This is a genomic window from Mesorhizobium sp. M0968 (assembly GCF_040319065.1).
In the GTDB taxonomy this organism is placed as follows: Bacteria; Pseudomonadota; Alphaproteobacteria; order Rhizobiales; family Rhizobiaceae; genus Mesorhizobium.
Map to the genome: position 1 here is coordinate 455,592 of NZ_JAMYNL010000003.1, position 23,312 is coordinate 478,903.

General features: G+C 63.3%; 26 protein-coding genes. 11 read left to right on the forward strand and 15 right to left on the reverse strand.

Features of this window, described 5'->3' with window-relative positions; all coding sequences use genetic code 11:
* Positions 1 to 18 precede the first annotated feature (18 nt).
* Positions 19 to 309, forward strand: a complete 291-nt coding sequence (locus NKH67_RS07735) for a hypothetical protein (protein WP_352502226.1) — start codon at positions 19 to 21, stop codon at positions 307 to 309.
* Positions 310 to 361: 52 nt separating this feature from the next.
* Here NKH67_RS07735 and NKH67_RS07740 read toward each other — a convergent pair whose 3' ends face one another.
* The gene (locus NKH67_RS07740) at positions 362 to 655 is read right to left on the reverse strand and encodes a hypothetical protein (protein WP_352469790.1); all 294 of its coding nucleotides are present in this window, start codon (positions 653 to 655) and stop codon (positions 362 to 364) included.
* A gap of 206 nt (positions 656 to 861) precedes the next feature.
* Between NKH67_RS07740 and NKH67_RS07745 the strand changes: the two genes are divergently transcribed.
* Positions 862 to 1,086 carry an NAD(+)--rifampin ADP-ribosyltransferase gene (locus NKH67_RS07745; protein WP_352469830.1) on the forward strand — a complete coding sequence of 75 codons (225 nt, stop codon included), beginning with the start codon at positions 862 to 864 and terminating at the stop codon, positions 1,084 to 1,086.
* A gap of 119 nt (positions 1,087 to 1,205) precedes the next feature.
* Here the strand turns inward: NKH67_RS07745 and NKH67_RS07750 are convergent, their stop codons facing one another.
* From NKH67_RS07750 to NKH67_RS07760, 3 genes are all read right to left on the reverse strand, one after another.
* Entirely contained in the window at positions 1,206 to 1,943 is a 738-nt protein-coding gene (locus tag NKH67_RS07750; RefSeq protein ID WP_352469791.1) for a class I SAM-dependent DNA methyltransferase, read from the reverse strand.
* 76 nt (positions 1,944 to 2,019) lie between these two features.
* Positions 2,020 to 3,330 carry a hemolysin family protein gene (locus NKH67_RS07755; protein WP_352469792.1) on the reverse strand — a complete coding sequence of 437 codons (1,311 nt, stop codon included), beginning with the start codon at positions 3,328 to 3,330 and terminating at the stop codon, positions 2,020 to 2,022.
* A 59-nt stretch (positions 3,331 to 3,389) separates the two neighbouring features.
* Positions 3,390 to 4,331, reverse strand: coding sequence for a LysR family transcriptional regulator (locus NKH67_RS07760; RefSeq protein WP_352469793.1), 942 nt, complete (start codon positions 4,329 to 4,331; stop codon positions 3,390 to 3,392).
* A gap of 127 nt (positions 4,332 to 4,458) precedes the next feature.
* Between NKH67_RS07760 and NKH67_RS07765 the strand changes: the two genes are divergently transcribed.
* Positions 4,459 to 5,478, forward strand: a complete 1,020-nt coding sequence (locus NKH67_RS07765) for a zinc-dependent alcohol dehydrogenase family protein (protein ID WP_352469795.1) — start codon at positions 4,459 to 4,461, stop codon at positions 5,476 to 5,478.
* A 47-nt stretch (positions 5,479 to 5,525) separates the two neighbouring features.
* Here the strand turns inward: NKH67_RS07765 and NKH67_RS07770 are convergent, their stop codons facing one another.
* From NKH67_RS07770 to NKH67_RS07785, 4 genes are all read right to left on the reverse strand, one after another.
* Positions 5,526 to 6,233, reverse strand: a complete 708-nt coding sequence (locus NKH67_RS07770; protein ID WP_352469796.1) for an LssY C-terminal domain-containing protein — start codon at positions 6,231 to 6,233, stop codon at positions 5,526 to 5,528.
* Between the two features lie 66 nt (positions 6,234 to 6,299).
* The gene (locus NKH67_RS07775; RefSeq protein ID WP_352469797.1) at positions 6,300 to 7,154 is read right to left on the reverse strand and encodes an extensin-like domain-containing protein; all 855 of its coding nucleotides are present in this window, start codon (positions 7,152 to 7,154) and stop codon (positions 6,300 to 6,302) included.
* Positions 7,155 to 7,265: 111 nt separating this feature from the next.
* A complete protein-coding gene (locus NKH67_RS07780; protein ID WP_352469798.1) occupies positions 7,266 to 8,162 on the reverse strand; it encodes an extensin-like domain-containing protein in 897 nt (298 codons plus the stop codon).
* A 76-nt stretch (positions 8,163 to 8,238) separates the two neighbouring features.
* Positions 8,239 to 8,664 carry a DUF3775 domain-containing protein gene (locus NKH67_RS07785; RefSeq protein ID WP_023678354.1) on the reverse strand — a complete coding sequence of 142 codons (426 nt, stop codon included), beginning with the start codon at positions 8,662 to 8,664 and terminating at the stop codon, positions 8,239 to 8,241.
* Between the two features lie 238 nt (positions 8,665 to 8,902).
* Between NKH67_RS07785 and NKH67_RS07790 the strand changes: the two genes are divergently transcribed.
* Positions 8,903 to 9,454 (forward strand): tetratricopeptide repeat protein, encoded by a 552-nt coding sequence (locus tag NKH67_RS07790; protein ID WP_352469799.1) that lies wholly within the window; start codon positions 8,903 to 8,905, stop codon positions 9,452 to 9,454.
* Positions 9,455 to 9,769: 315 nt separating this feature from the next.
* Positions 9,770 to 10,243, forward strand: a complete 474-nt coding sequence (gene greA / locus NKH67_RS07795) for a transcription elongation factor GreA (protein WP_023719113.1) — start codon at positions 9,770 to 9,772, stop codon at positions 10,241 to 10,243.
* 207 nt (positions 10,244 to 10,450) lie between these two features.
* Here greA and waaC read toward each other — a convergent pair whose 3' ends face one another.
* Genes waaC through rfaD form a run of 3 tightly spaced genes read right to left on the reverse strand, consistent with a single transcriptional unit; the run spans position 10,451 to position 13,361 of the window.
* On the reverse strand, positions 10,451 to 11,434 hold the full coding sequence (gene waaC, locus NKH67_RS07800) for a lipopolysaccharide heptosyltransferase I (protein WP_352469800.1): 984 nt from the start codon (positions 11,432 to 11,434) through the stop codon (positions 10,451 to 10,453).
* Positions 11,431 to 12,438 (reverse strand): lipopolysaccharide heptosyltransferase II, encoded by a 1,008-nt coding sequence (gene waaF / locus NKH67_RS07805; RefSeq protein ID WP_352469801.1) that lies wholly within the window; start codon positions 12,436 to 12,438, stop codon positions 11,431 to 11,433. The genes waaC and waaF overlap by 4 nt, the downstream gene beginning before the upstream one ends.
* On the reverse strand, positions 12,411 to 13,361 hold the full coding sequence (gene rfaD, locus NKH67_RS07810; protein WP_352469802.1) for an ADP-glyceromanno-heptose 6-epimerase: 951 nt from the start codon (positions 13,359 to 13,361) through the stop codon (positions 12,411 to 12,413). Before rfaD ends, waaF begins: the two co-directional genes overlap by 28 nt.
* A 175-nt stretch (positions 13,362 to 13,536) precedes the next feature.
* On the opposite strand from rfaD, the gene NKH67_RS07815 reads away from it, so the two are divergent.
* From NKH67_RS07815 to NKH67_RS07825, 3 genes are all read left to right on the forward strand, one after another.
* Complete coding sequence (locus tag NKH67_RS07815) at positions 13,537 to 14,169, forward strand: LysE family translocator (protein WP_352469803.1); 633 nt, start codon at positions 13,537 to 13,539, stop codon at positions 14,167 to 14,169.
* A gap of 139 nt (positions 14,170 to 14,308) precedes the next feature.
* The gene (rfaE1, locus tag NKH67_RS07820) at positions 14,309 to 15,787 is read left to right on the forward strand and encodes a D-glycero-beta-D-manno-heptose-7-phosphate kinase (protein WP_352469804.1); all 1,479 of its coding nucleotides are present in this window, start codon (positions 14,309 to 14,311) and stop codon (positions 15,785 to 15,787) included.
* A 7-nt stretch (positions 15,788 to 15,794) separates the two neighbouring features.
* On the forward strand, positions 15,795 to 16,370 hold the full coding sequence (locus NKH67_RS07825; protein WP_023678348.1) for a D-sedoheptulose-7-phosphate isomerase: 576 nt from the start codon (positions 15,795 to 15,797) through the stop codon (positions 16,368 to 16,370).
* A 300-nt stretch (positions 16,371 to 16,670) separates the two neighbouring features.
* On the opposite strand, the gene NKH67_RS07830 is transcribed toward NKH67_RS07825, so the two are convergent.
* A complete protein-coding gene (locus NKH67_RS07830) occupies positions 16,671 to 17,147 on the reverse strand; it encodes an Lrp/AsnC family transcriptional regulator (RefSeq protein WP_023678347.1) in 477 nt (158 codons plus the stop codon).
* 255 nt (positions 17,148 to 17,402) lie between these two features.
* Here NKH67_RS07830 and trxB point away from each other — a divergent pair, with 255 nt between their 5' ends.
* Entirely contained in the window at positions 17,403 to 18,377 is a 975-nt protein-coding gene (gene trxB / locus NKH67_RS07835) for a thioredoxin-disulfide reductase (RefSeq protein ID WP_352469805.1), read from the forward strand.
* Positions 18,378 to 18,475: 98 nt separating this feature from the next.
* Entirely contained in the window at positions 18,476 to 19,372 is an 897-nt protein-coding gene (locus NKH67_RS07840; RefSeq protein WP_023678345.1) for a LysR family transcriptional regulator, read from the forward strand.
* On the opposite strand, the gene NKH67_RS07845 is transcribed toward NKH67_RS07840, so the two are convergent.
* A complete protein-coding gene (locus tag NKH67_RS07845) occupies positions 19,369 to 20,142 on the reverse strand; it encodes a hypothetical protein (RefSeq protein WP_352469806.1) in 774 nt (257 codons plus the stop codon). The two genes, NKH67_RS07840 and NKH67_RS07845, sit on opposite strands and share 4 nt — an antisense overlap.
* Before the next feature lie 243 nt (positions 20,143 to 20,385).
* Positions 20,386 to 21,030, reverse strand: a complete 645-nt coding sequence (locus tag NKH67_RS07850; protein WP_352469807.1) for a TetR/AcrR family transcriptional regulator — start codon at positions 21,028 to 21,030, stop codon at positions 20,386 to 20,388.
* Positions 21,031 to 21,151: 121 nt separating this feature from the next.
* Here NKH67_RS07850 and NKH67_RS07855 point away from each other — a divergent pair, with 121 nt between their 5' ends.
* Complete coding sequence (locus NKH67_RS07855; RefSeq protein WP_352469808.1) at positions 21,152 to 21,904, forward strand: SDR family oxidoreductase; 753 nt, start codon at positions 21,152 to 21,154, stop codon at positions 21,902 to 21,904.
* A 19-nt stretch (positions 21,905 to 21,923) separates the two neighbouring features.
* Here the strand turns inward: NKH67_RS07855 and NKH67_RS07860 are convergent, their stop codons facing one another.
* Positions 21,924 to 22,421, reverse strand: a complete 498-nt coding sequence (locus NKH67_RS07860) for a methyltransferase family protein (protein WP_352469809.1) — start codon at positions 22,419 to 22,421, stop codon at positions 21,924 to 21,926.
* Positions 22,422 to 23,312: the final 891 nt, after the last annotated feature.

Sequence of the window (23,312 nt, forward strand, 5' to 3'; positions counted from 1 at the left end):
AAACTGGAAGCGACCCGCATGTCCGAATTGCCGAATGAAGAGATCGAAGGGCGGCTGAACGCCCAGCGCGAGACTCTGGCGCTGGTTGTTGCGCTGCTTGCCAGCAAGGGTACGGCACCCGAGCGAATATGGGCCGAACTGGAGGCCCGTTTTCAGTTTCAGAACAGTCAGGAGGACCCTGGCGTCCTGCCAAGCCGCGCATTCGCCATCGAAGCTGCGAAGATGCGGGAGTTCAAGCTGATCGCCGAAGAGGCGCAGGCGCGCAATGCGGAATGGAACGGCAGGGACAAGCCCCAGGGCGCCAGCTGAAACCCCGGCGAGTGGATGCAGGACCGGCTATTTTACGATGACTGAGCAAGCGTCAGCTTTGCTGCAAAAGTGTACTTGCCAACTCCTGCCATTCCTCGTCAAGCGTTAAGGTCGACGGCGCCGCGTTGCTGCGGCGATACCAATATTCCGCATTCGACTGGTCGCCTTCCTTGCGGTGGAGATAGGCATGCACGTGCATGCCCGCCGTATCGTCGCGCTGCTGCGCGCACTCGTGCGCCTTGACCCAATCGCCCTTTGCATCCCACCACAGCGCCTGCAGGGCAGGGCTCAAGCCGGCTGGCGGCTGTGGTTTCGCAATCGAGTCTCTGAAGACTTGCAGATCCATTTTCCACCTTGGCGACGGTGCAGCCGCCGATAATAACCGCGCCGGCAGCCGACCGCTAGCGCGCATCGGGCGGTATGACCGGAATGGATGTCGGCAGCGCTGAGCGCGGACGGCCGATAACCGCGCGGCCGGAGGCTTGGTTCGATGAGGTGCATGAAATAGTGCGCACCATGATGCCTGAGACAACGAGGATGAGTAGCGAGCCGATGACAGCCTCCGACCAGCCGCGCCAATTCTACCACGGCACCCGGGCCGACCTTAAACCGGGAGACCTGATCGAAGCCGGCCACAGCGCCAACTACGGCGCGCGAAAGCAGGCAGCCTGGGTCTATCTAACCGGCACTCTGGATGATGGACCATCTCGAACGGCTGAGGGCACAAGGCATCGAGGCAATCGATTGATCGCTGAGTCCTGCGATTGCCAAGCTTGACCTGGCTGACGGTCGGCAGTCTCATTTCTGCGTCGCAGCCGCCGCAAAATACAGCTCCACGTCCGCAATGGGGCCGCGAGTTGTCGTTGCTTGCAGGGCTGGAGAGCGGATGCTCCTTTTCATCTGGCCGCGAACGTGATGATCTCTGGGCTCGAAGGGCCAAGTGGGCTGCCGTCAAAGTCGCCGAATTGCTGTTCGATCCGTAGCCCCGCGTTCCCCAGCAGGCTCGATAAGGCGTCCGTCTCGAGGAATCGCAAGGTGCTGCGACTAACTTGCGGAAGGCTCGGATGCTTTCCGCCGAACCTGTGGGTGAATGTCACCGTCTGTCCGTCGAACGGCATGATCACCTCTGTTGTGATCTGCACCAGCGATCCGTCAGGCAGCTCAACGACGACCGCATTTTCGGGTGTCCAGTGCTCCCACGCCCGCACCGAAGGGTTCCGCGTTTCGAACGCGAAGCATCCGCCTGGCACAAGGGCGTGTCGGACAGCCGCCATGAAATCCCTCAGGTCTTCGTCACTGACAAGGGCCTGGAATGCATGCCCCGTCATCACAATGAGATCAAACTCGGCTGTCCAGCCGGTCGATAGGAGATCGCCGAGAACCCATTCGATATCCGCGCGCGTTCGTGCGCGATCCAACACGCCGGGTGCTGGGTCGATGCCGCAGAGCCGCCCTGAATGTCCAGCCAGGCGTGCCTCGTGAAGGAGGGTGCCCGTTCCACATCCGACATCAAGCACCGCGTCTGCTGTTAGAATGCGGGGCAGGTAGAAATCATAGTCGTCGCGCGCAGATCTCGGGTGCCAGGCATCGTAGACGGCAGCGAGATACGGGTCGGCGAAAAGCTGGTCGACCATAGGCGGTATTCCCAATCAACTTTGACTGTGCGAGCGGTGTCGCCGCGAGCATATAGCCCATAAGTCGCGTCGATCCTTACCGCACGACCTCGCGGTGGCCGCCGGGCAGGCGGGTGGCGATGAGCTTGTCGATGCGGCGGCCGTCGAGGTCGACGACCTCGAAGCGCCAGCCTTGTGCGTCGACACATTCGCCGGTCGCCGGCAGATGGTGCAAATGCGACAGCACATAGCCGGCGACGGTTTCGTAATCGCGGCTCTCAGGCAGGTCGATGCCGAGGACCTCTGCCATCTCGTCGGCCTGCATATAGCCGGCGAGCAGCCATGAGCCGTCCTCGCGCTTGACGGCGTTTTCCTCTTCGCCGGCGTCGAGATCCGAACGGAAGACGCCGGTGATCGCTTCCAGAATGTCGGCCGGGGTGACGATGCCTTCGAAATGGCCGTATTCGTCATGCACCAGCGCCATCGGCACGTCGGATTCCTTCAGTGTCGCAAGCACGTCCAGCGCGTCGGCCTGGTCATGCACGATCGGCGCGGCGCGCACGTGCCGGCGCGGGTCGAGAGCGCGGCCACCGAGCATTGCGGCCAGCACGTCGCGGGTCTGGACGACGCCGATCATGGCGTCGACGCCGCCGTCGCCGGCCGGCAGGCGCGAATGCTGGGTGTCCATCAGCAGCTTCCTGATGGCCGCCTCGTCGGATTGCAGATTGATCCAGTCGACCTCGGTGCGCGGCGTCATCACCGCGCGCACGGCACGGTCGCCGAGCCGCATGACGCCGGCGATCATCCGCCGTTCGTCGGATTCAATGGTGCCGTGGTGCTCGGCTTCGGCGACCAGCATCTTGATCTCCTCGTCGGTAACCTTATCCTCGCTCTGACCGCGCTGGCCAAGCAGCCACAGGAGGGCGCGGCCGGAAAAATCGAGCAGGAAGACCAGCGGCGCCGAGACGCTGGCGAGGATGGTCATTGCCGGGGCGACCCTGACGGCTACCCGTTCGGGGTCGCGCAATGCGATCTGCTTGGGCACCAGTTCGCCGATGATCAGCGAGCCATAGGTGATGAGGGCGACGACGATGCCGACGCCGAGCGGATCGGCGAGGCTTTCGCGGATGCCGGCCGACGCCAGGGAGGTGGCCAGCCGCTCGCCGAGCGTGGCGCCGGAAAAGGCACCGGACAAGACGCCGACCAAAGTGATGCCGATCTGCACCGAGGACAGGAATTTTCCCGGATTGGCGCCGAGCGCCAGGGCCCGGCCGGCGCCCTTGACGTTGCGGTCGATCATCGTCTTGAGGCGCGCCGGCCGCGACGAGACGATGGCGAGCTCGGACATCGACAGAAGGCCGTTAATGCAGATGAGGACGACCACGATGGCAATTTCAGCATAAAGCATGCCGGGTCCATAGCATTGCCGCGCTGTTTTCGAAAATAGGACGGTCGCGCTTTTTAAATTTAGCGAGCCGGGCAATCAGGCGGCACTCCTGCCACATCCCAGGGCGGCGCGGCAAAATGCTCGATCAGGGCGTCGACGACGACGCGCACCTTTGGCGCGAGATTGCGTGTTACCGGCCAGATGGCATGCACCACGGTGTTTTCGACAAGACTGTCCGACAGAACCATTTCGAGCTCGCCGCGCCTGATGCTGTCGGCCGTCAGCCATGTCGGCAGATAGACGATGCCGCAGCCGGCCAGTACCGAATCGAGCATCGGTTCGCCGTGACCGAGCACCAGCCGCGCCTTGGGCGCGAATTTTTCGAGACGGCCGTCGGCATGCCTGACGGTCCAGGGATGGACCGTGCCGTCGCGGCCGTAGCCGATGAGGCTGTGCCTGGCCAGGTCCTCGATCGATTGCGGCCTGCCATGGGCGTCGAGATAGGCGGGGGCGGCGCAGACGCCCGAACGCTGGGCATAGATGCGGCGCGCGGCGAGCGACAAGCTGTCGTCGAGGTCGCCCATACGCACCGTCAGGTCGATGCCTTCCTCGATCAGGTCGACGCGCCGGTCGTTGAAGGAGATTTCCATCGTCAGATCCGGATATCTTTTGGAAATCTCGAACAGCACTGGGGCGACGCACCGGCGGCCGAAGGCCAGAGGCAGGTCGACACGAAGCCGGCCGGAAGGCACCTGCTTGCGGGAAGCGAGCAGCGACTGGGCGGCATCGATCTCGGCCAATGCCCTGACGCAGGCTTCGTAATAGCTCAGGCCCTCGCTGGTCGGGCTGAGGCTACGGGTGGTGCGGTTGAGCAGGCGAACGCCCAATCGCTGTTCCAGCTGCGCGATCGACTTGCCGACCGCCGATTTGGTGACATGCAGCCGCGCGCCGGCGCCGGTGAAGCTGCCGGCCTCCACCGCGTGAACGAATGCGACGATGCCTTGCAAATTGGCTGATTCCAATGAAGCGCCCCTATTGTAGAGTTTTGCTCCTTAATCTGTTGCAGAACATGCCACATGGAAGCACTTTTCTCCATAGTGAAACGGCGTAAATGTCTCGCGCAATCATCAACCACGGAGCGCGAACCAAATGAGCACCGAAAACAGATCCTGGCAGATGAACGGTTTCGGCCTGTCCAGGTTGAAGCCGGCTGATGGAAAGCTGCCCCAAGCCGGGCCGCATGATCTTCTGGTACGCGTCACTGCGGTATCGCTGAATTACAAGGACAGGATGATCGTCGATGGCGTGCTGATACCGGACCTCAGCTTTCCGTTCGTGCCGACATCGGACGCGGTAGGCGAAGTAGTCGCCATCGGCAGCGAAGTCAGCCGCTTCGGCATTGGGCAGCGCGTGCTCGGCCAGGTGATCGCCGACTGGCCGGACGGCGACGCCCCGCCGGTGCTGCACAAGCATACGCTTGGTTCGTCACTGCCCGGCATGCTGTCCGAGCATGTGCTTTTTCATGAGGATGCCGCCGTGGCGGCGCCGCCGTCGCTCAGCGACGTCGAGGCATCGACGCTGCCGATTGCGGCGCTGACGGCGTGGTTCGCGCTGGTCGAGGCGGCCAAGCCGATCCCGGGCGAAACCGTTCTCATCCAGGGCACCGGCGGCGTGTCGCTGTTTGCGCTGCAGTTCGCCGCCGCCTTCGGCCTGCGCACCATCGTCACCTCGAGCAGCGACGAGAAGCTCGAGCGGGCGAAGGCGCTCGGCGCCTGGCAAGGGATAAACTATCGCAGCCGGCCGGCGTGGGACGAGGCCGCGCGCGAGCTGACAAACGGCGCCGGCGTCAGGCATGTGCTGGAAATGGTCGGCGGCGACAATGCGCGGCGCTCGCTCAATGCGCTGGGCGCCGACGGCCGGCTGTCAGTTATCGGCTTGCTGGGCAGCATGGAGCTCAATTTTCCGATCTTGCCGTTCATGCGCAACCGGATCGTCGTCCAGGGCATATCGATCGGTCACCGTCGTGCTTTCGAACGGATGAACCAGGCGATCGAGACGCTTGCCATCAAGCCGGTAATCGACAAGGTGTTTGGCTTCGACGAGGTGCCGCAGGCGTTTGAGCGTCTGGAGACAGGACCGTTCGGCAAGATCGTGATCACCGTGCCCTGAGCCCGTCGGGACGAAATGGCTGTCAGACGGGAAGGCCGATTGTGCGCCTACGGCAGTTGCAGCAGGACCCCGACGATGGCCTTGCCGTCGGTGAAATAGGGATCGCCTTCGCCGTTGCGCCCGGTCTTCGTGGCGCCGACGCCTGGTATCTCGCTGGTCGAGATCAGCATGCCGGCGGCGGAGAGGTCGCGCATCAGCCCGTCGCGCTCGGCGTCGATGTCGGGGCTGATGTGATGAGTGATCGCGCCGGTGTCATGGCTGAGGCCGACGCCGCGGTCAAAGCTTGCAGAGCCAAGCCAAAGCGGCCGGCCGTCGTCTCCGGTCGCATCGGTCTGCCAGAAGCGGACGTGGTGGCGCCGATCGGCGCTGTCGCCGACCGGCTTTTCGAAGGCTAGGTCCTGGGCGCGGCCTTCGAACAGCAGCCGGCTGACCGGCGCGTCGGGATAGGGGCGGTTAAACAGCACGCTTTCGCCGATCTCGATCGCCGTCTTCAGCGTGATCGCGTCTGCCGTATCCCAGCCGGCGACGGCAAAAGCATGGACAAGCTCCTTCTTCATGCCGACCAGGCCGACATTGATCGGATCGCCCGGAATGCCTTGCGGCGTGTGCGTCACCATCTCGAATTGCTGATTGCGAAAATTGCGGTCCCGTAACGTCCAGAACTCAGGCGCGGCGAAATAGGCGAGCGAAAGATAGGCGGCACAGCATGCCACCAGCCAGGTCGTTGCACGTCGTCGAAGGCTCCGTTGGCTCAAGAGGCACCACCCAAGCGTCTGCGCACCATCTTAACCGGCGCAGCAAGTCTTGGGCAGGGGCTGCAATCAGCGGCAGGCGCGATAGCCGTTCTTGCGGTTCTTGATGTCGAAATGGAAATGATTGCGGTGGTCGTAGTTATAGCCGGGGCCGAGCACGGTGGTGAAATACTGGCAGCCGTCGGCGCGCACATTGTTGAGGAAGCCGCGCGTGCGGAAGGCGAACAGGCCGGGCTTGCGGACGTCGATGTCGTCGCCATTGTTAAGCTCGATGCTCATCACGTCGAGCGCATTGCCCTTGCCGTGTTCCGACAAAACACCTTCGCCGGCAATCCTGCGGCAGGAATAGCTCGAGCCCTGGTGGATGGTCTTGACGCCTGAAAAATAGCGCCAGCGGGCCGACGGCACGAGTTCGTTCCTGGTCCAGCCGGCAAAGCTGGCGGCCATGTCGCAGGTCAGCGTCGCGGCCGGCTTCATCTCGACGCTGCCGATGGCCGACATCTTGACAGGATAATCGATGCCGCACTGGCCTTCATGGATCGGCGCAACATCGGTGTAGACGACGCCGAGGCGTTTCAGTTCCTTGCGGCAATCGATCTCGGTGGCCGGCATCTGTTCGGCCGGCGACATCGGGTTGTCCAGGCGCGGATAGGCGGCCGTCATAAAGGGATTGGACGGGACGAGGCGCTGCATACCCGAATATTGCGGCCCGGAATCTTGTGCGCCGGAATATTGCGCGCCGGAATTGGGCGGGACGGCAGCGGTCTGGCTGCCGACATCGACGGCCGGCTGCAGCGACAGCACGCTGCCGGTATTGCAGGCTGAGACCGCCGCCACGGCAAGCAGGGCGGCAAGCCTTCCGGCCATGCGCGCGCATTCTGTGTGCCGCGCAGCGGCAAGCGCAGCGCGAAGTAGCCCGGCCATCGGAAGGGTTCCTGTCCCCAGATGGCACAGACTCTAAACCTGAAGAGTAAAGGAAAAATCAGCGGCGCCGTTCACGCCTGCGGCCAAATTGCGGCGCCCCCATAGGCAAGGTCATTGGCAAAACGTGCCGCCATTGCGGCGCGGTTCGAGGTCGAAGTGGAGATGCAGCGAATGATCGGCATCGCTGCCGGGGCCAAGCACGGTCTTGAACGGCCCGCAGGCCGCCTTGCGCACTATATCCAGGAATTTCGCGTCCTTTTCCGGCGGCGCCGGGCCGACATCGATCTCCTTCCCGTCCGAAAGCGTGAAGCTGGCGATGTCGAGCGCGTTGCCGAAGGCGTGCTCCGACAGTTTGCCGCCGGCGTGGCGCGGCCGGCAGACGAAGGCGGAGGCCTGGCCGATCGATTTGACATCCATGCCGAACTCGGCCTTTGCGGCAGGCTGAATGACCGAAGCAGCAAAGCGGGCGGCCGCTTCCGCCATCTGGCAATTGAGCTCTGGGTCCGGGCCGATGGCGATGGATTTGCCGAGCGTCTTCAGCACGATCGGGTAGGGGATCGAGCAACCGACCGCCGTATCATGCTCGGGCTTGCGCTCCTCGAAATCGACGCCCATCGACTTCAGCCGCCTGCGGCAGGCCAACTCCTCCGGCGGCATTTCTTTCCCGGCAATGGCGACCGATCGAGGATCTGGAAGGATTTTTTGCTCCGCCTTCTCGTCTGCCTCGGCCGGGTTTGGTGGCGCGCCTGGTGGGCTTGCCGGCGGCTCGGCCCGTGCCGGCTTTTCGGGCGGCTGCGGTGCAATCGCCGGCGGCTCCGGAGCATCCTCCGGGCGCGGTTCGGGGACCGGGATCTCGGTTGGTGGCGGCGGAGTGACTTGCTGGTTGAGCTGCGGAACCGGTGCAGTTTGCGGTAGGTCGGGTGCCTTGGCTAAAACGGGTCCCGCCAGCGGCGTAGCCGCAACGGCCAGCAGCAATCTGCCCAATCTGAAAAAGCCAAACGCCGCCATTACGTCGCAACGGCCAGAATGCAGGGAAGTTGCCTTGAGCGAGGGGGGCGGCCGATCACAATCGGTAACCGCGCCGTCACGCGCCGATCGCTTCCAGGCCTTCCTCGAGCCAGTCCGCCAGCAGCGGCATGCCGAGCAGATATTTTGCCGTGCGCTTGTTGGCGCGCTCGCGGGCGGCGGACAGCGCGTCCGTCCATTCCGTCGCGTCATAGTCGCCGCGGCCGACCCAGGCCAACGCAATCAGTTCGGCCGCTTCGTCGACATTGAGATCGTCGATCAGCTCGCGCAGTTCTTCTTCGGTGAGATCTTCGGAGCTTTCCTCGGCAAGGCCGTCATGATGGTGGTTGTCGTGCGCGTTGCCGTCGAGCTCTACCTCGTGCTCGGCGCCGTCGGCATAGTCTTCGTTGACGGCGGCGCTGAGCGCCTTCGCCTTCAGGATGAACAGCCGCACGGTGTCGGGACCGATCGAAAGCTCCCAGTCTCGTTCAACGCGTTGCTGCACCGGCCGTCTCCCTGCTTCGTGCTCGGTCGGCCCGATGATAGCGGATTTGCAGCGCTCGTCACGTTATCTTGCGCGGCGGCGTTGATCGTGAAGCATGATTTCCGATGCCCTCTCTTCCCGGGATAAGATGGCCTTGCTGGGAGAGATCGCGGTTTTGAGATAGGATGGCATTTTCCGGGGGACGAAACGGCTCCGGCCGGTCGTTAGTGTTGCATTGTCAGGTTCAAAGGAGAGTTCGATGCGCAGACGATTGCTGATTTACGCCATGGCCATCGCCGCCCTGCCGCTGATTGCGGCTCCGGCGTTTTCGGCTGGTGAAGGCGGGGGAGGTGGCGGCGGCGGCAATGGCGGCGGCGGCCAGAGCCAGTGCAAGAAGGGGCAGGCCTGGGACAAGAAGCAGAAGAAATGTGTCTCGCCGAAGCAAGGCATGCTGGATGACGACAGCATCTATGATGCCGGTCGCGCGCTGGCGATGGATGGACGCTATGACGAGGCGATCGCCGTGCTCAGCCTCGCCGCCAACAAGCAGGACCCGCGTATCCTCAACTATCTCGGCTATTCGCACCGCCATTCCGGCCGCGTCTCCGTCGGCCTCGGCTATTACGAGGAAGCGCTGCGCATCGACCCGAACTACACGCTGGTGCGCGAATATCTCGGCGAGGCGCACCTGCAGATCGGCGATCTTGCTGGCGCCCAGGAACAGCTCCGCGAGATCGAGAAGCGCACGGGCAAGGGGTCTCGCGAATACGGCATGCTGTCGGAGCAGATCGATCACTTCATGAGGAGCTGATCCGACTTCCGGACGCTGCTCATACCGGCTGCGGCGATCGCAGCCGGTTTTTTGCTGTACTCACATGCTGCTCCGAACTGGAATTTGGCATCACGGTACACGTGATGCGCTCCTTGACGTTAGGTCAGCCGCGCAATCAGTGGATGATTTTTCAAAATCCGACTTTTTGGACGTGAAAAACCCGCGAAGATTGCTATATCTTGCAAGATTGTGGTGAGACGGTTCCGTTAGCGAGGCTGCCGGACCGTTTTCTTTTTGTACCATCGACAAGGTCGCTCCCGATTGCGGGGGCGGCGGCAGGAAAGGTCAGGCATTATGAACAAGGTCCCGATGACAGGCGAGGGGTTCGCGTCATTGAAGGAAGAACTGCGCTGGCGCCAGCAACAGGAGCGGCCGCGTATCATCGAGGCGATTTCCGAAGCGCGCTCGCATGGCGACCTCTCCGAAAATGCCGAATATCACGCGGCAAAAGAGGCACAGAGCCTCAATGAGGGCCGGGTCAACGAACTCGAGGACCTGATCGCGCGGGCCGAGGTGATCGATGTCACCAAGCTCAGCGGCGACAAGGTCAAATTCGGCGCCACCGTGGTGCTGGTCGACGAGGATACCGAGGAGAAAAAGACCTACCAGATCGTCGGCGACCAGGAAGCGGACGTGAAATCCGGCCGCATCTCGATCTCCTCGCCGATCGCGCGCGCGCTGATCGGCAAGGAAGTCGGCGACGCCATCGAGGTCAACGCACCGGGCGGCGCCAGGGGCTACGAGATCGTCCAGGTGCAATTTATCTAGGGGATTGGCGCTGCTCTGCCTTCTCCCCCTGTGGGAGAAGGTGGCCTCGCGAAGCGAGGTCGGATGAGGGGTGTTCCAGCTTGGCTCCCTCCGCACTCCGTCCAACACCCCTCATCCGTCTCGGCGCTTCGCGCCGATCCACCTTCTCCCACAAGGGGAGAAGGGAAGGGGGCAGCGCTGACCTTCCGATTGAATTGATTGAGCAAATCAGCGGCCACCGGCCTGATCAAGCGTCTGGCGCTCCACAAGCCTTTCAGCTTCCGCTATCACTTCCGCTGGCATCATACGCTTCCCAGGTGGGGCCAGCAGCGTCGATGAGAATGGCCCACGCGGGCCGGTCAGGCCAGGCTCGGTAGCGAGGAATATCGCCACCGTCGGCAGGCCGAAAGCGCTGGCGAGATGGGTCAGGCCGGTGTCGGCGCCGATGACCAGCGCCGAGCCGCCGATGACGGCGGCGATCTCGGCAAGCGGCGATCTGGGAAACACCACGGTTTGCGAAACGGCGCCGGCGATCGCTTCGGCAACCGCCTTTTCCCGGTCGTTCGACCAAGTGGTGACCGGCGTTATTCCCTTGTCCACCAGCAGACGGGCGGTTTCGATCCAGTCCGCGACCGGCCATTTCTTGTCGTCGCGGCTGGTGCCATGCAGCAGGAAGGCGGTCTTTTCACCGACAAGAATGGATCTTCCGGCCGGCGGCGCGATGCCGGAGTCAAGCCGGGAAAAATCCGGCTCGTAGCCGAGCGCCAGCCCGAACAGGCGCCTCGTGCGCTCGATGGCATGCAGGCCGCGCGGCACGGGATATCGGTGGTCGTAGAACAAGGTCGCCGACGGCTCCCGAGCGCTCGACCGATCGAAACCGGCGATCGGCGCCGCCGCCAGCCGCGCCACCAGCGCCGATTTCAGCAAGCCTTGCGCATCGAGAACGAGGTCGTAGCGGCAATCGCGCAAGGCGCGGCGCAAGCCGACCACTTCCCGCCATGTGCCGGGCTCGAGCAGCTTCCTGCGCCAGCGCCGGATCGCCACGCTGTGGATGGTCTGGATGGCTGGATGCAGCGCCACGATGCCGGCAAATGCCTCTTCGACACACCAGTCGAAGGAGATATCCGGCCGAGCGCGGCGCGCGTCCTCGATCGCCGGGAAGGTGTGGATGACATCGCCCATGGACGATGTCTTGACGATCAGCACTTTCATGCGGCGGCCGGCATTTCCAGCAGCCGCTCCGCCGCCGCCACGACGCGTTCGACCTCCAGCGTCTTCAGGCAGTTGAGATGACCGAGCGGGCAGATTTTTTTGTGGCAGGGCGAGCAGGACAGGCCGAGCCAGACCAGTTCGCGGCGCTCGGCGAGCGGCGGCGTGTTCTGCGGCGAGGTCGAGCCGTAGACGGCGACGACCGGCGTGCCGACGGCGGCGGCGACATGCATCAGCCCGCTGTCGTTGGAGACGGCAAGCCTCGCCGCGGCTATCAGGTCGATGGCATCCTCGAGCTGCGTCTGGCCGGCAAGATCGACGGCGCCCGTAGCCAGCGCGGCGATTTCAGCCGTCACCTCAGCGTCGTTCTTCGACCCGAACAGCGCGACGCCAAACCCTTTCGCCATCATCTCGCGGGCGAGGCCGGCATAGTGTTCGCTCGGCCAGCGCTTGGCCGGACCGAATTCGGCGCCGGGCATGAGTGCCACGAATTTCCCCGCCGTCAGCCCGAAACGGCCGAACAATGCCGCCTGGTTGGCTTGATCGACGGCAAGCTTCGGCGCCCGGAAGGCGCCACCCCGGGCAAGGCTGAAATAGGCCTGCGCGGTGCGCCGTTTCAGGCGATCGGGCAACGGCACGATGTCGGTCAGCAGCCCGTAACGCATTTCCTTGAGATGGCCGACACGGCGCGGAATGCCGGCAAAGAACGGGATCAGCGCCGATTTCCAGCTTCCCGGCAGGACAAAGGCCATGTCGTAGCGGCCGCGCAGCAGGCGGCCGAAGCGCCTTCGGATGCGGAATTCGAACGCGCCGGATTGCAGCGGCAGGTCGATCTGCTGGCGGATTTCGGGCATGCGCTTGACCAGCGGTGCTGCCCAGGCCGGCGCCAGCACGTCGATGGCGGCATCCGGATGAAGCTCCCTCAGCGCCTGGAACAGGCACTGCGCCATCACCATGTCGCCCACCCAGCGTGGGCCGATCACGAGGATCGTTGGGCTTTCAGCCATTCGACATAGTCTCTGACGCCGGTTTCCACTGTGCGGAACTGGCCATTGTAACCGGCTGCGCGCAGGCGGGACATATCAGCTTGCGTAAAGCTCTGGTAGCTGCCCTTGAGGTGGTCGGGAAACTCGATGAATTCGATCTGGCCCTTGCCGAGCGTATCGATCACCGTTTCGGCAATGGCGCGGAACGGCTGGGCCTTGCCTGTGCCGCAGTTGAAGATGCCGCTCGAGCCGCGTTTCCACAGCCACAGATTGACGTCGGCGACATCGCCGACATGGATGAAGTCGCGGCTCTGTTCGCCGGGCCCGAAACCACCATAGGCGCCGAACAGCTTGGGGTTCTGGCCTTGCTCGACCTGATTGAACAGATGGAAGGCGACCGAGGCCATGGCGCCCTTATGCGCCTCGCGCGGTCCATAGACGTTGAAATAACGCAGGCCCGCCACCGGCGAGTGATCGGTATCGAAAACGGTGCGGCGGACATAGTCGTCGAACAGTTTTTTCGAATAGGCATAGACGTTCAGCGGCCGTTCGCATTGCGGCTCCTCGCGGAACTCGGCGCCGCTGCCATAGACCGAAGCGGACGAGGCATAGAGGAAGGGCAAGCGCAGGGCCAGGCAGGCGTGCAGCAGGCGCTTCGAATAGGCGTAGTTGACCTCCATCATGAACTTGCCGTTCCATTCGGTGGTGGTCGAGCAGGCGCCCTGGTGGAAGACGGCCTCGATGCGGCCGAGGTCACCGGCCTCCATCCGCGCCAGAAAATCGTCCTTGTCGAGATAGTCGGCGATCTCGAGATCGGCGAGGTTGGAGATCTTGTGGCCGTCGGTGAGGTCGTCGACGACGAGGATGTCGCTGAAACCCTCGGCGTTGAGCGCGGCGACGATGTTGGAACCGATCATGCCGGCGCCGCCCGTGACGATGATCATGAAAGCCTCTGGTACCTTGTGCCGGTTGTAGCCCTTGTGGGATTCTGGCCTTATAGGGGAGGCGGGCCGGGCTGTCGACAAAGCAGGTGGCGGGGCGGCGGATGAGCGCCATAGTGGCGCCGCAAACGTCACGTTTCAGTCGGCCTGCCGGCCGACCGGCGACAGGAGCAAGGTAATGCCGTCAACCGAACTGCTTGTCGCCTTTTTCGCCACCACGGCGATCTTCGCCTATATCCCCGGCCCCGCCATGCTCTATGCCGCCGCGCAAACCATGGCGCGCGGCCGGTGGTCCGGCCTGATGGCGGCGCTCGGCATCCATCTTGGCGGCTACGTTCATGTCTTCGCTGCCGCTGTCGGCCTGTCGGTGCTTTTCCATGCCGTGCCGGTGCTTTACATGGCGGTCAAGCTGGTCGGTGCGCTGTATCTGATCTGGCTCGGTGTTTCTTTGTTTCGCGCCAAGGCGCAAGGCGACGTTGTCTTGCCGGGAATTCAGCCGAAATCCGCCCGCCGCGCCTTTTTCGAGAGCATTGCCGTCGAGGTGCTCAACCCCAAGACGGCGATTTTCTTCATGGCGTTCCTGCCGCAATTCATCGATGCCTCGGCAGCGTTTCCGGTCTGGCTGCAGTTCGTCGTGCTTGGAACAATCGTCAATTTGATGTTCTCGTCGGCCGACATTGTTTGCGTGATACTGGCCGGCGCGGTGATCGCCAGGCTGCGGCAGTCGAGCCGGGCGCAGCGCCTGATGCGGCGCGCTGGCGGTGCGGTGCTTGTCGGACTGGGCGTGCATGTCGCGTTGCAGAAAAGCTGACGCATTGTCTCGCCGCCGCGATCGGTCGAAGGCCCGCCGTTGCGTCGGCTGAAATTGCGGTATATCGGCATCGCCATGAACGGCCGGCCCTGCCAATCGAATTTCCCGTCACTGAAAATCGGCCCTCCCGCGCGTTGACATGATCAAGCTGCCCTCTCCCGAACCTCTTCACCGCGCCATCTCGCGCTTCGGCGGCGCCACCGTGCTGGTGGTCGGCGATTTCATCCTCGACCGTTTCGTCAACGGCGTGATCGAGCGCATTTCGCCGGAGGCGCCGATCCCCGTGCTGCACGGGCGCGGCGAAACGCTGGCGATGGGTGGCGCCGGCAATGTCGTCGCCAATATCGTTTCGCTCGGCGCTGCCGTCATGCCGGTCTCCGTGATCGGCGCTGACGAGGCCGGCAAAAACCTCATGCGCATGCTCGGCGAATTTGGCGTCGACACCGGCGGGCTGGCGCAGGATGCCGATCGCATGACGTCGTCGAAAAGCCGCTTCAGCGCGCTCAACCAGCAGGTGCTGCGTTTCGACGAAGAGGAAATCAAGCCGCTGGGCGATGCCGAGCGCGCGACATTGATCGGGCATTTTCGCCAAGCGCTGGCGGGCGCCGACATCGTCATCCTGTCCGACTATGGCAAGGGCGTGCTGCTCGACGGCGTCGCCGGCGAGCTGATCTCGATCTGCCGGCAAGTGGGCAAGCCGGTGCTGGTCGACCCGAAGGGCCGCGACTATGCGCGTTATGCCGGCGCGACGGCAATCACGCCCAACCGCAAGGAACTCGGCGAGGCGGTCGGCCGCGCAGTGTTTGCCGACGACGAAATCGAGGCGGCGGCGCGCCAGCTGATTTCGGCGCACGGTTTCGATTTCGTCGTCGCGACGCGCAGCGAAAAAGGCATGAGCGTCATCGGTGCGGACGACGCCCGCCATATCGCCACGCAGGCGCGCGAAGTGTTCGACGTTTCGGGTGCCGGCGACACGGTAATCGCGACCTTCGCGCTGGCTCTTGCAGCAGGGGCTGATCGTGCCATGGCCGGATCGATCGCCAACGCCGCCGGCGGTGTTGTCGTCGGCAAGCGCGGCACGGCGCGGCTGACGATCGAGGAACTCACCGGTGCGCTGTTTCGCTCGCATGGTCCGGTCGCCCACCTGGATGCGATCCTCGATGCCGCCGCCGCCGCGCGGCTGGTGGCGGGCTGGAAAGACGAGGGCTTGAGCGTCGGCTTCACCAATGGCTGTTTCGATATCCTGCATGCCGGCCATGTCAGCCTGTTGCATGCGGCGCGCAGCCAGTGCGACCGGCTGGTGCTCGGCCTCAACAGCGATGCCTCGGTGCGCCGGCTGAAAGGGCCGGGGCGCCCGGTCAACGACCAGCATGACCGGGCCTGCGTGCTGGCAGCACTTGCCTCGGTCGACGCCGTCGTCATCTTCGAGGAGGATACGCCGCTTTCGCTGATCGAGGCGCTGAGCCCTGACATACTGGTCAAGGGCGCCGACTATACGGTCGATCAGGTGGTTGGCGCCGATGTCGTGCAGAAGGCCGGCGGGCGCGTCGTGCTGGTCGACCTCGTCGCCGGCAAGAGCACGACCGGCACCATCGGCAGATTGCGCGCCGGGAACTGAGGGTTTCATGTCCGAACTGAACGATTACCTGGCGCGCTCGGCGGCCGCGATTTCGGCGATGGTCGAGCGCGACCTGACCAGCGAGATGGAGCGGGCGGTCAGCGCCGTCGTCGCCGCGCTTTCGCAGGGCAAGGCGCTGCTGATAGCAGGCAATGGCGGTTCGGCCAGCGACGCCATCCACATCGCCGGCGAGCTGGTCGGCCGCTTCCTCAGGGAGCGCAAGGCCTACAACGTCATCGCGCTGCCGGCCAACGCGGCGGTGCTGACCGCCTGGGGCAATGATTACGGCTTCGACACGGTGTTTGCGCGCCAGGTCGAGGCGCATGGTTCGGCGGGCGCCGTGCTGCTCGCTATCTCGACCAGCGGCAATTCGCCAAGCATCCTCGCCGCCGCCCAACAGGCGCGCATGATGGGCATGACGGTGATCAGCCTGACCGGCGACACCGGCGGCAAGCTGAAGCCGCTCTCCGACATCCTGCTCAACGTACCCTCGACCTCGACGCCGATCATCCAGCAGGGGCATTTGTGCCTCTACCACCATTTGTGCGAAATGGTCGAAACGCGCCTCTGCGACGCAGGGTGATCCTCGAACTCTCAGGACCTGGGTTCCTCGCCCTCCGCGAAGCGGGGGAGAGGGGGCTTCGTAGAGCGCGGTTCCCCTCTCCGTCTCGGCTTCGCCGAGCCACCTCCCCACTTTCGTGGGGCGAGGAACCTAAGCTGGAATGAAGCCAATCTTCAACGCTGAAGGCAATTTTGTTCTTGCTTTGTGCCGGCAGCTATGCTACTAATTTGGGTATGGTGATTATTTCCACCGACGATCCCGCCCGCCGAGGCGGGTTTTTTGTTTCCGGGTTTTTGTTTCGCAGCCGCTTTGCCTGCTCTCTTAAGCCGAAAACGCCACCAGCCCTTCGTCTTTGACCCGGCGGATGGTCAGCGCGGTTCGCACCGTATCGACATTGGGGGCCGAGGCCAGTTCCTCGATGACGAAGGTCTGGAAGGTGCCGAGATCGCTCGCCACGCAATGCAGCAGGAAATCGGACTCGCCCGACACCATCCAGGCGTCGCGCACGATCGGCCAGCCGCGGGTGCGCTCGGCGAAGGTCTTGAGTTCGGCGTCGGCCTGGTGATGCAGGCCGATCAGACAGAAGGCGACGACGTCGAGGCCGAGCGCCGGAGCGTTGAGCAAAGCGCGGTAGCCGCGGATGATGCCGGCCTCTTCCAGCCGCCTGACGCGGCGCAGGCACGGCGGCGCCGAAATGCCGACGCGGCTCGACAGTTCGACATTGGTCATGCGTCCGTCCTGCTGAAGCTCGCGCAGGATCTTCCAGTCGATGGCATCGAGATCGGCCTTGATCGGCATGGTGGCTTCCGTGGTGACGCGAAAGAATCTTTCGCGACTTTGTAATTAAACGACTTTGCTGTCTATTCCATCCGCTGGATCGAGGATTTTCGCATCATCTTGCTGCGGGTTGCTTGTCGCCGTCGCCGGCGCCGAAGCTTTCCGGGGACGAACGGCAACTTGCCTTGCTGGCGTCGCAGGCAACACTTACATTACGCGCAACAATCGACGAGAGTTCATGCCACAATCCATGGCTGCTCCCCGCAGAGGTTTTTCATGATCACCAAGCACGCGCCTGTTCTCATCATCGGCTCCGGCCCCGCCGGCTATACGGCGGCGATCTATGCCGCCCGCGCCATGCTCAAGCCGATGCTGGTCGCCGGCCTGCAGCAGGGCGGGCAACTGATGATCACCACCGATGTCGAAAACTATCCGGGCTTCGCCGAACCGATCCAGGGTCCATGGCTGATGAGCGAGATGCTCAGGCAGGCCGAGCATGTCGGCACCGACATCGTCAACGACATCATCACCGAGGTCGACCTCAACGTGCGGCCGTTCCGCGCCAAGGGCGATTCCGGCACGATCTATACCGCCGACGCGCTGATCATCGCCACCGGAGCCCAGGCGAAATGGCTGGGCATTCCGAGCGAACACACCTTCATGGGTTTTGGCGTCTCGGCCTGCGCCACCTGCGACGGCTTCTTCTACCGCGGCAAGGACGTCGCGGTGATCGGCGGCGGCAATTCGGCGGTGGAGGAAGCGCTCTATCTCTCCAACCTGGCCAAGAGCGTCACCGTCATCCACAGGCGCAGCGATTTCCGCGCCGAGCGCATCCTGCGCGAGCGGCTGCTGCGGAAAGACAATGTCCGCATCATCTGGGACACGGTGGTCGACGAGATCACCGGCAGGCCCGGCAAGGCGCCGCTGCCGCCGTCGGTCGAAGGGCTGAAGCTGCGCAACGTGGTGACCGGGCAGGAGATGCATCTGGTGGTCGACGGCGTGTTCGTGGCGATCGGCCACGCGCCGGCGGTCGAGCTGTTTGCCGGCAAGCTGAAGCAGAAGCCGAACGGCTATCTGTGGACGGCGCCGGATTCGACCCGCACCGATATGCCGGGTGTGTTCGCCGCCGGCGACGTGACCGACGACATCTACCGCCAGGCGGTGACGGCGGCCGGTCTCGGCTGCATGGCCGCGCTCGAGGCGGAAAAATATCTGGCGGGGATCGAGGTTCACCGCGAAGCGGCGGAGTGATTGTTCGATAAGCGGCTGAGAAAAGCCGCGCAAAAGCCTGATTTTTCATTCAGACGCCGAAAACAGGCGGACGCCAGAAAACAGGACGAGGGGAAATCATGGCGTTGGATTGGGACAAGCTACGCGTGTTTCACGCCGCGGCGGAAGCGGGGTCGTTCACCCATGCCGCGGAAACACTGCATTTGTCGCAATCGGCGATCTCGCGGCAGGTCAGCGCGCTCGAGCATGACGTCGGCGTGCCGCTGTTCAATCGCCATGCCCGCGGCCTGGTGCTGACCGAGCAGGGCGAGATGCTGTTCCGCACGGCGCACGACGTGCTGATGAAGCTCGAAACCATCAAGTCGCGACTGACCGAAACCAAGGACCGGCCCTCCGGCGTGCTCAGGGTGACGACCACGGTCGGCCTCGGCGCTGGCTGGCTGACAGAGCGCGTGCAGGAATTCATCGAGCTCTATCCCGAGGTCAGCCTGCAGCTCATCCTGGCCAATGAGGAGCTAGATCTCACGATGCGCCAGGCCGACTGCGCCATCCGGCTGCGCCAGCCGCAGCAGCCGGACCTCATCCAGCGCCGCCTGTTCACCGTGCATTTCCATCTCTACGCGGCGCCATCCTATGTAAACAAATACGGCAAGCCGAATTCGATCGCCGAGCTGAAAACCCATCGCATCGTCACCTTCGGCGTGCCGGTGCCGGCGCATCTGTCGGAACTGAATTGGCTGGAGACGGTCGGCGATTTCGAAGGCGGGCAAAGGGTACCGACGCTGCAGATCAATGACATCCTGTCGATCAAGCGCGCGGTGCAGGGCGGCGCCGGCATCGCCATGCTGCCGGATTACGTGGTCAGCAAGGATTCCGGACTGGTGCAGTTGCTGCCCGAGACCGAGGTGCCGTCCTTCGATACCTACTTCGCTTATCCCGACGCGATGAAGAACCAGGCGAAGCTGCATGTCTTCCGGGATTTCATCATCGCCAAGGCGCGCAGCTGGTCGTTTTAGTTTCTAGATTCTGTCGACAAGGTATCCTTTTTGCCGTGATCGCCCAAGTAGACGGCACCATACGGGTTGAATTTGAAGTCGTCTTCTTCGTACGCTTCGATGGGTAGCAGTATCCCATTGTTACGGACTAAACTCAGCCCGACGCCTTCGGTAAACATCTCATCGGCAACACGGTCGATTATCGAGCTGAGCACCAGCTCATCGTCGGAAAGACTCCTTGGCGCGAAGACCTCTGGCAGACCGACGAGATGGAAACCGACGCTACAGAGGAACTTTCCGTCACTTAACGGCCGCTTGCTGAAGGCAAGGCGGCAAGTACGTGCTAAACTCGGGCCGTCCTCGGCGTTTTCCGCATCACGGCCAAGTTGTTTCCATCGAGCCGCACCGTGCGCAATGCCAGCACTCTCGCCTTTTGCGGCAATAGCATCACTGTTCAGCGCATGCACGATTAAGTGAAGGGCGATTGCCGACGTCCCAACGGTACTTTCGATATCCATATGGGGACCAAGTACATAAATCACGCAACCGTGCTCATGGACGGCCGCTTGGTCCTCTTTAGTCCGTCCCCCCTTATGTACCCGATCCCAAGACACATCGAACGACTCAACCATGCGATCATCCGGCGCGTCCTGCGAAAAGTGCGTATCAATTTCAAACCCCGGGGCGAAATTGTCGATTGCCGACTGAACTGAGCGACACAGCTCAGAATATCCACCCTGCCTTCCCAGCATGCAAAGCACATGGCGTGGCTGAAATTCTGAAAAGCTCATTTATGTCGACCCTACAACACTCCAAAGAGCGATCGGCGAAAGCGTCCTTCTCCCCGTCACTATAACGGAGAAGAAAGCGGCAGCCAGAAGGGGCAGCAGCACCAGCCTTTTTGTCTGATGTCGTACTTGGTCTGCGATTGCTAATGCATGTCGCGCAAAAGCGTGCAGCGGTTTTGCGATAAGGACATGCATCAAACAAGAACCTAAAGCGCGTCGCATCAGGTCGGTCGAACGCAACGCGCTTTAGGAACGCGTATCCGCCAGCGTGCTGGCGCCGTAGCGCAAACCGTCGACCAGCAGGGCAACCATGCGCCGCGCCTGGGCAGGGCCGCCGCCATGTGCCGGCATGGCAAGGCTGGCGGCCGCCCCCAACAGGTCGCCCGGCTCGATATCGGCGCGCACCTCGCCGGCCGCGGCCGCCGCCTCCAGCAATGTTTGAAGCGCGGGCCGGAGCCGTTGGTTGAAATAGGCAGGCAAAGTGTCGAATGCCGGATTGCCTGAGTACAAGGCTGCCGCGAGGCCGCGTTTTGCCGTGATGAAATCCACATAGCGCTGCATCCACCGGGCCAGCGCTTCACCGGGCTCATGCTTTCCGGCCAGGATCGGCGCGGCGTCCGCACAGGCGTCAACCTCGTTGCGGAAGACGGCCACGATCAGGTCCGAGCGCTGTGGAAAATGGCGGTAGACGGTGCCGACGCCGACGCCAGCCTTTTCCGCGATCTCTCGCACCGGAGCCTCCACGCCGGAGGTCGCGAACACCGCCATGGCCGCCCGGAGCAACGCGTCGATGTTGCGCCGTGCGTCGGCGCGCAGGTGGCGATCCGCGCGGTCGCGGGGTTCCAGACCATCGCCTTGATCCGTTTTGCCGTTCGGCGTTTTTTCGCCCATCAAATTACCTCTTGCAAACGGAACCTTGTTCCGGATATATGTGGAACGTGGTTCCGTTTGACTTGTATCTAGCACGGCAAAGCGGTGTTGGCCACACATCGGTGCACAAAAGGAGATTACCATGCAGGACAAACCCGTCGCCCTGGTCACCGGGGCCAACAAGGGCATCGGTCTTCAGATCGCCAAGGACCTCGCGGCGAACGGCCTTACCGTGCTCGTAGGATCGCGCAGGCTCGAGCATGCCGAGGCAGCCGCAAATAGCATCGGAGAGGATGCCCACGCCCTGCAGCTCGACGTCACCGATCAGGCGTCGATCGCCGCCGCGGCAGAGCGCATCCGCATCGAACTCGGCCGCCTCGACGTGCTGGTGAACAATGCCGGCATCTCCCATGCGGGAAAGCCGGGCAGGCCGCTCGAGGAGATCATCAATTCGGGCCGCCCGAGCATTGCCTCCCTCGACGACGTACGCGCGGTATTCGAGACGAACGTGTTTGGCATCGTCGCCGTCACGCAAGCGATGCTGCGGCTCCTTCGTGAGGCGCCGGCGGCGCGTATCGTCAACGTATCGAGCGGCGCCGGCTCGCTGACATTGAACGCGGATCCGGCCTTTCCGTACCGCACGTCGTTTGGCGCCGTTTACAACCCGTCAAAGACGGCCGTCAACGCGATGACGCTCGCCTTCGCCATCGAGCTCGAGGAGACCGGCATCAAGGTCAACGCTGCGTGCCCGGGCTACACCGCGACGGAGCTCAACAACTTCGAAGGTCCGCGCACAGTCGAACAGGCCGCGCGGGAGCCCGTGCGCCTCGCGCTTCTCGACGCGAACGGTCCGACGGGCACGTTCTCGAACGAGGACGGCCCGCTGCCGTGGTGACGCAGCGTTGGAGCCTGCGTCAGCCGCGCCAAGGTGTCAGGCGGGGCAGCCAGCCTGGTACGGCACGGCGGTAGGCCTCGTATTCGTCACCGTAGCGGCGGGCAAGCGTCGGTTCCTCGTATAGTCTCACGAAGGAGATCATGGCGGCCGCGGCGATGACTAGATAGGCGGCGACCGTCCAGCTCGAAAACAGCAGTGCCTGGCCGAGGACGATCGACAGCACGGCGACGTACATCGGATTGCGGACATGGCGGTAGATGCCGCCGACGACCAGCCTCTCGGTCGGCGCGACCGGGGCGGGCGTACCCAGGCCCTCCAGGGCAAACCGGGCAAAGGCGTGCAGCAGTATGGCTGTGCCGGCGACAACCAGCAGCCAGCCCACAGGAACGAAACCGGGCGTTCTCGACCAGGGCAGGCGATAGCGATCGGTCAGCAGCCAAGGCAACAGTCCGGCGACCACGCCGGGCACTACAGCAAGGAAGATGACGCTGCCGGCGATCGCCGAAGTGGCTCGCATATAGCTCTCCTTACGGGCGCGGCCTTGAACGGTCTCCTGCAACGCGCTTCAGGTCTTGTCCGGCACGTAACCCAAGCCGCCGCACCTCAGGTCAAGCTCGATGGCGGGCTTTTGGGCGGCATGCACCAGCAAGGTCTGCCTGCCGAAAAAACAAACGCGTGCTGCACGATTCCACGTCATCCTGCGTTTTTCGACTTTCCGAGCAGGAATCGCTGCTGATTCGCGGCCGCGGATCGATTTTTGCCTTGCCGCAGGCTGTATTTCAGCGATTCAACTGGTCCTATTGCGCTTCGGGACGGATTAGACCACAGCCGGCGCCTTTTTGCATGTGAGTGTTGCAAAATAGATGCTTGTTTCTTGGGCATGAAGAGCACATATATAGACCATCTCCTGAGCGCGTTCTCCTCCCATTAGCGCTCTCGAGTGTTCCCCTCTGGAGGTTAGCCTTAACAGGCACTTCCAATCAAACTCAGCCGGGTCTTCATTGATCCGGCTTTTTTGTTGCCCGAAACCAACACATCGCCAGAAAATCGGCCGGAACGGTCGCGTAACAGTGACATGTAACCTCGGGTAACATGCCGCGGGCGCGCCAAATCGATTAAGCAGAGCATAGGACGCGGTGTGGCTCGTCCGGGGGATGGGGGCATCACTCGGACGACCCGGGCTCAGGCAGCTACCGCGTCCGAACCTTCCTCCGCCAAACACCGGCGGCAAGCATGCGGCGGACCTGCCGTTTCGCCTCCCACGAAGACGGTCCGCAAGAAACGGGGCCCCGGGGCGCACGGGGCCCTGGTCGGGTTGGGGGGCCCGGGCCCGGAGGCCGCCATAGCGCGGGGGGGGAACCCGTAGGGGGCCCCCCCCCCCGGGGTGTGGGGGCAGTTGTTGTATGAG

Coding starts and splice junctions, on each gene's coding strand:
- NKH67_RS07735 (WP_352502226.1), top strand. CDS start 19: ATGTCCGAATTGCCGAATGAAGAGATCGAAGGGCGGCTGAACGCCCAG.
- NKH67_RS07740 (WP_352469790.1), bottom strand. CDS start 655: ATGGATCTGCAAGTCTTCAGAGACTCGATTGCGAAACCACAGCCGCCA.
- NKH67_RS07745 (WP_352469830.1), top strand. CDS start 862: ATGACAGCCTCCGACCAGCCGCGCCAATTCTACCACGGCACCCGGGCC.
- NKH67_RS07750 (WP_352469791.1), bottom strand. CDS start 1,943: ATGGTCGACCAGCTTTTCGCCGACCCGTATCTCGCTGCCGTCTACGAT.
- NKH67_RS07755 (WP_352469792.1), bottom strand. CDS start 3,330: ATGCTTTATGCTGAAATTGCCATCGTGGTCGTCCTCATCTGCATTAAC.
- NKH67_RS07765 (WP_352469795.1), top strand. CDS start 4,459: ATGAGCACCGAAAACAGATCCTGGCAGATGAACGGTTTCGGCCTGTCC.
- NKH67_RS07775 (WP_352469797.1), bottom strand. CDS start 7,154: ATGGCCGGGCTACTTCGCGCTGCGCTTGCCGCTGCGCGGCACACAGAA.
- NKH67_RS07780 (WP_352469798.1), bottom strand. CDS start 8,162: ATGGCGGCGTTTGGCTTTTTCAGATTGGGCAGATTGCTGCTGGCCGTT.
- NKH67_RS07790 (WP_352469799.1), top strand. CDS start 8,903: ATGCGCAGACGATTGCTGATTTACGCCATGGCCATCGCCGCCCTGCCG.
- greA (WP_023719113.1), top strand. CDS start 9,770: ATGAACAAGGTCCCGATGACAGGCGAGGGGTTCGCGTCATTGAAGGAA.
- waaC (WP_352469800.1), bottom strand. CDS start 11,434: ATGAAAGTGCTGATCGTCAAGACATCGTCCATGGGCGATGTCATCCAC.
- waaF (WP_352469801.1), bottom strand. CDS start 12,438: ATGGCTGAAAGCCCAACGATCCTCGTGATCGGCCCACGCTGGGTGGGC.
- rfaD (WP_352469802.1), bottom strand. CDS start 13,361: ATGATCATCGTCACGGGCGGCGCCGGCATGATCGGTTCCAACATCGTC.
- NKH67_RS07815 (WP_352469803.1), top strand. CDS start 13,537: ATGCCGTCAACCGAACTGCTTGTCGCCTTTTTCGCCACCACGGCGATC.
- rfaE1 (WP_352469804.1), top strand. CDS start 14,309: ATGATCAAGCTGCCCTCTCCCGAACCTCTTCACCGCGCCATCTCGCGC.
- NKH67_RS07825 (WP_023678348.1), top strand. CDS start 15,795: ATGTCCGAACTGAACGATTACCTGGCGCGCTCGGCGGCCGCGATTTCG.
- NKH67_RS07830 (WP_023678347.1), bottom strand. CDS start 17,147: ATGCCGATCAAGGCCGATCTCGATGCCATCGACTGGAAGATCCTGCGC.
- trxB (WP_352469805.1), top strand. CDS start 17,403: ATGATCACCAAGCACGCGCCTGTTCTCATCATCGGCTCCGGCCCCGCC.
- NKH67_RS07840 (WP_023678345.1), top strand. CDS start 18,476: ATGGCGTTGGATTGGGACAAGCTACGCGTGTTTCACGCCGCGGCGGAA.
- NKH67_RS07845 (WP_352469806.1), bottom strand. CDS start 20,142: ATGAGCTTTTCAGAATTTCAGCCACGCCATGTGCTTTGCATGCTGGGA.
- NKH67_RS07850 (WP_352469807.1), bottom strand. CDS start 21,030: ATGGGCGAAAAAACGCCGAACGGCAAAACGGATCAAGGCGATGGTCTG.
- NKH67_RS07855 (WP_352469808.1), top strand. CDS start 21,152: ATGCAGGACAAACCCGTCGCCCTGGTCACCGGGGCCAACAAGGGCATC.
- NKH67_RS07860 (WP_352469809.1), bottom strand. CDS start 22,421: ATGCGAGCCACTTCGGCGATCGCCGGCAGCGTCATCTTCCTTGCTGTA.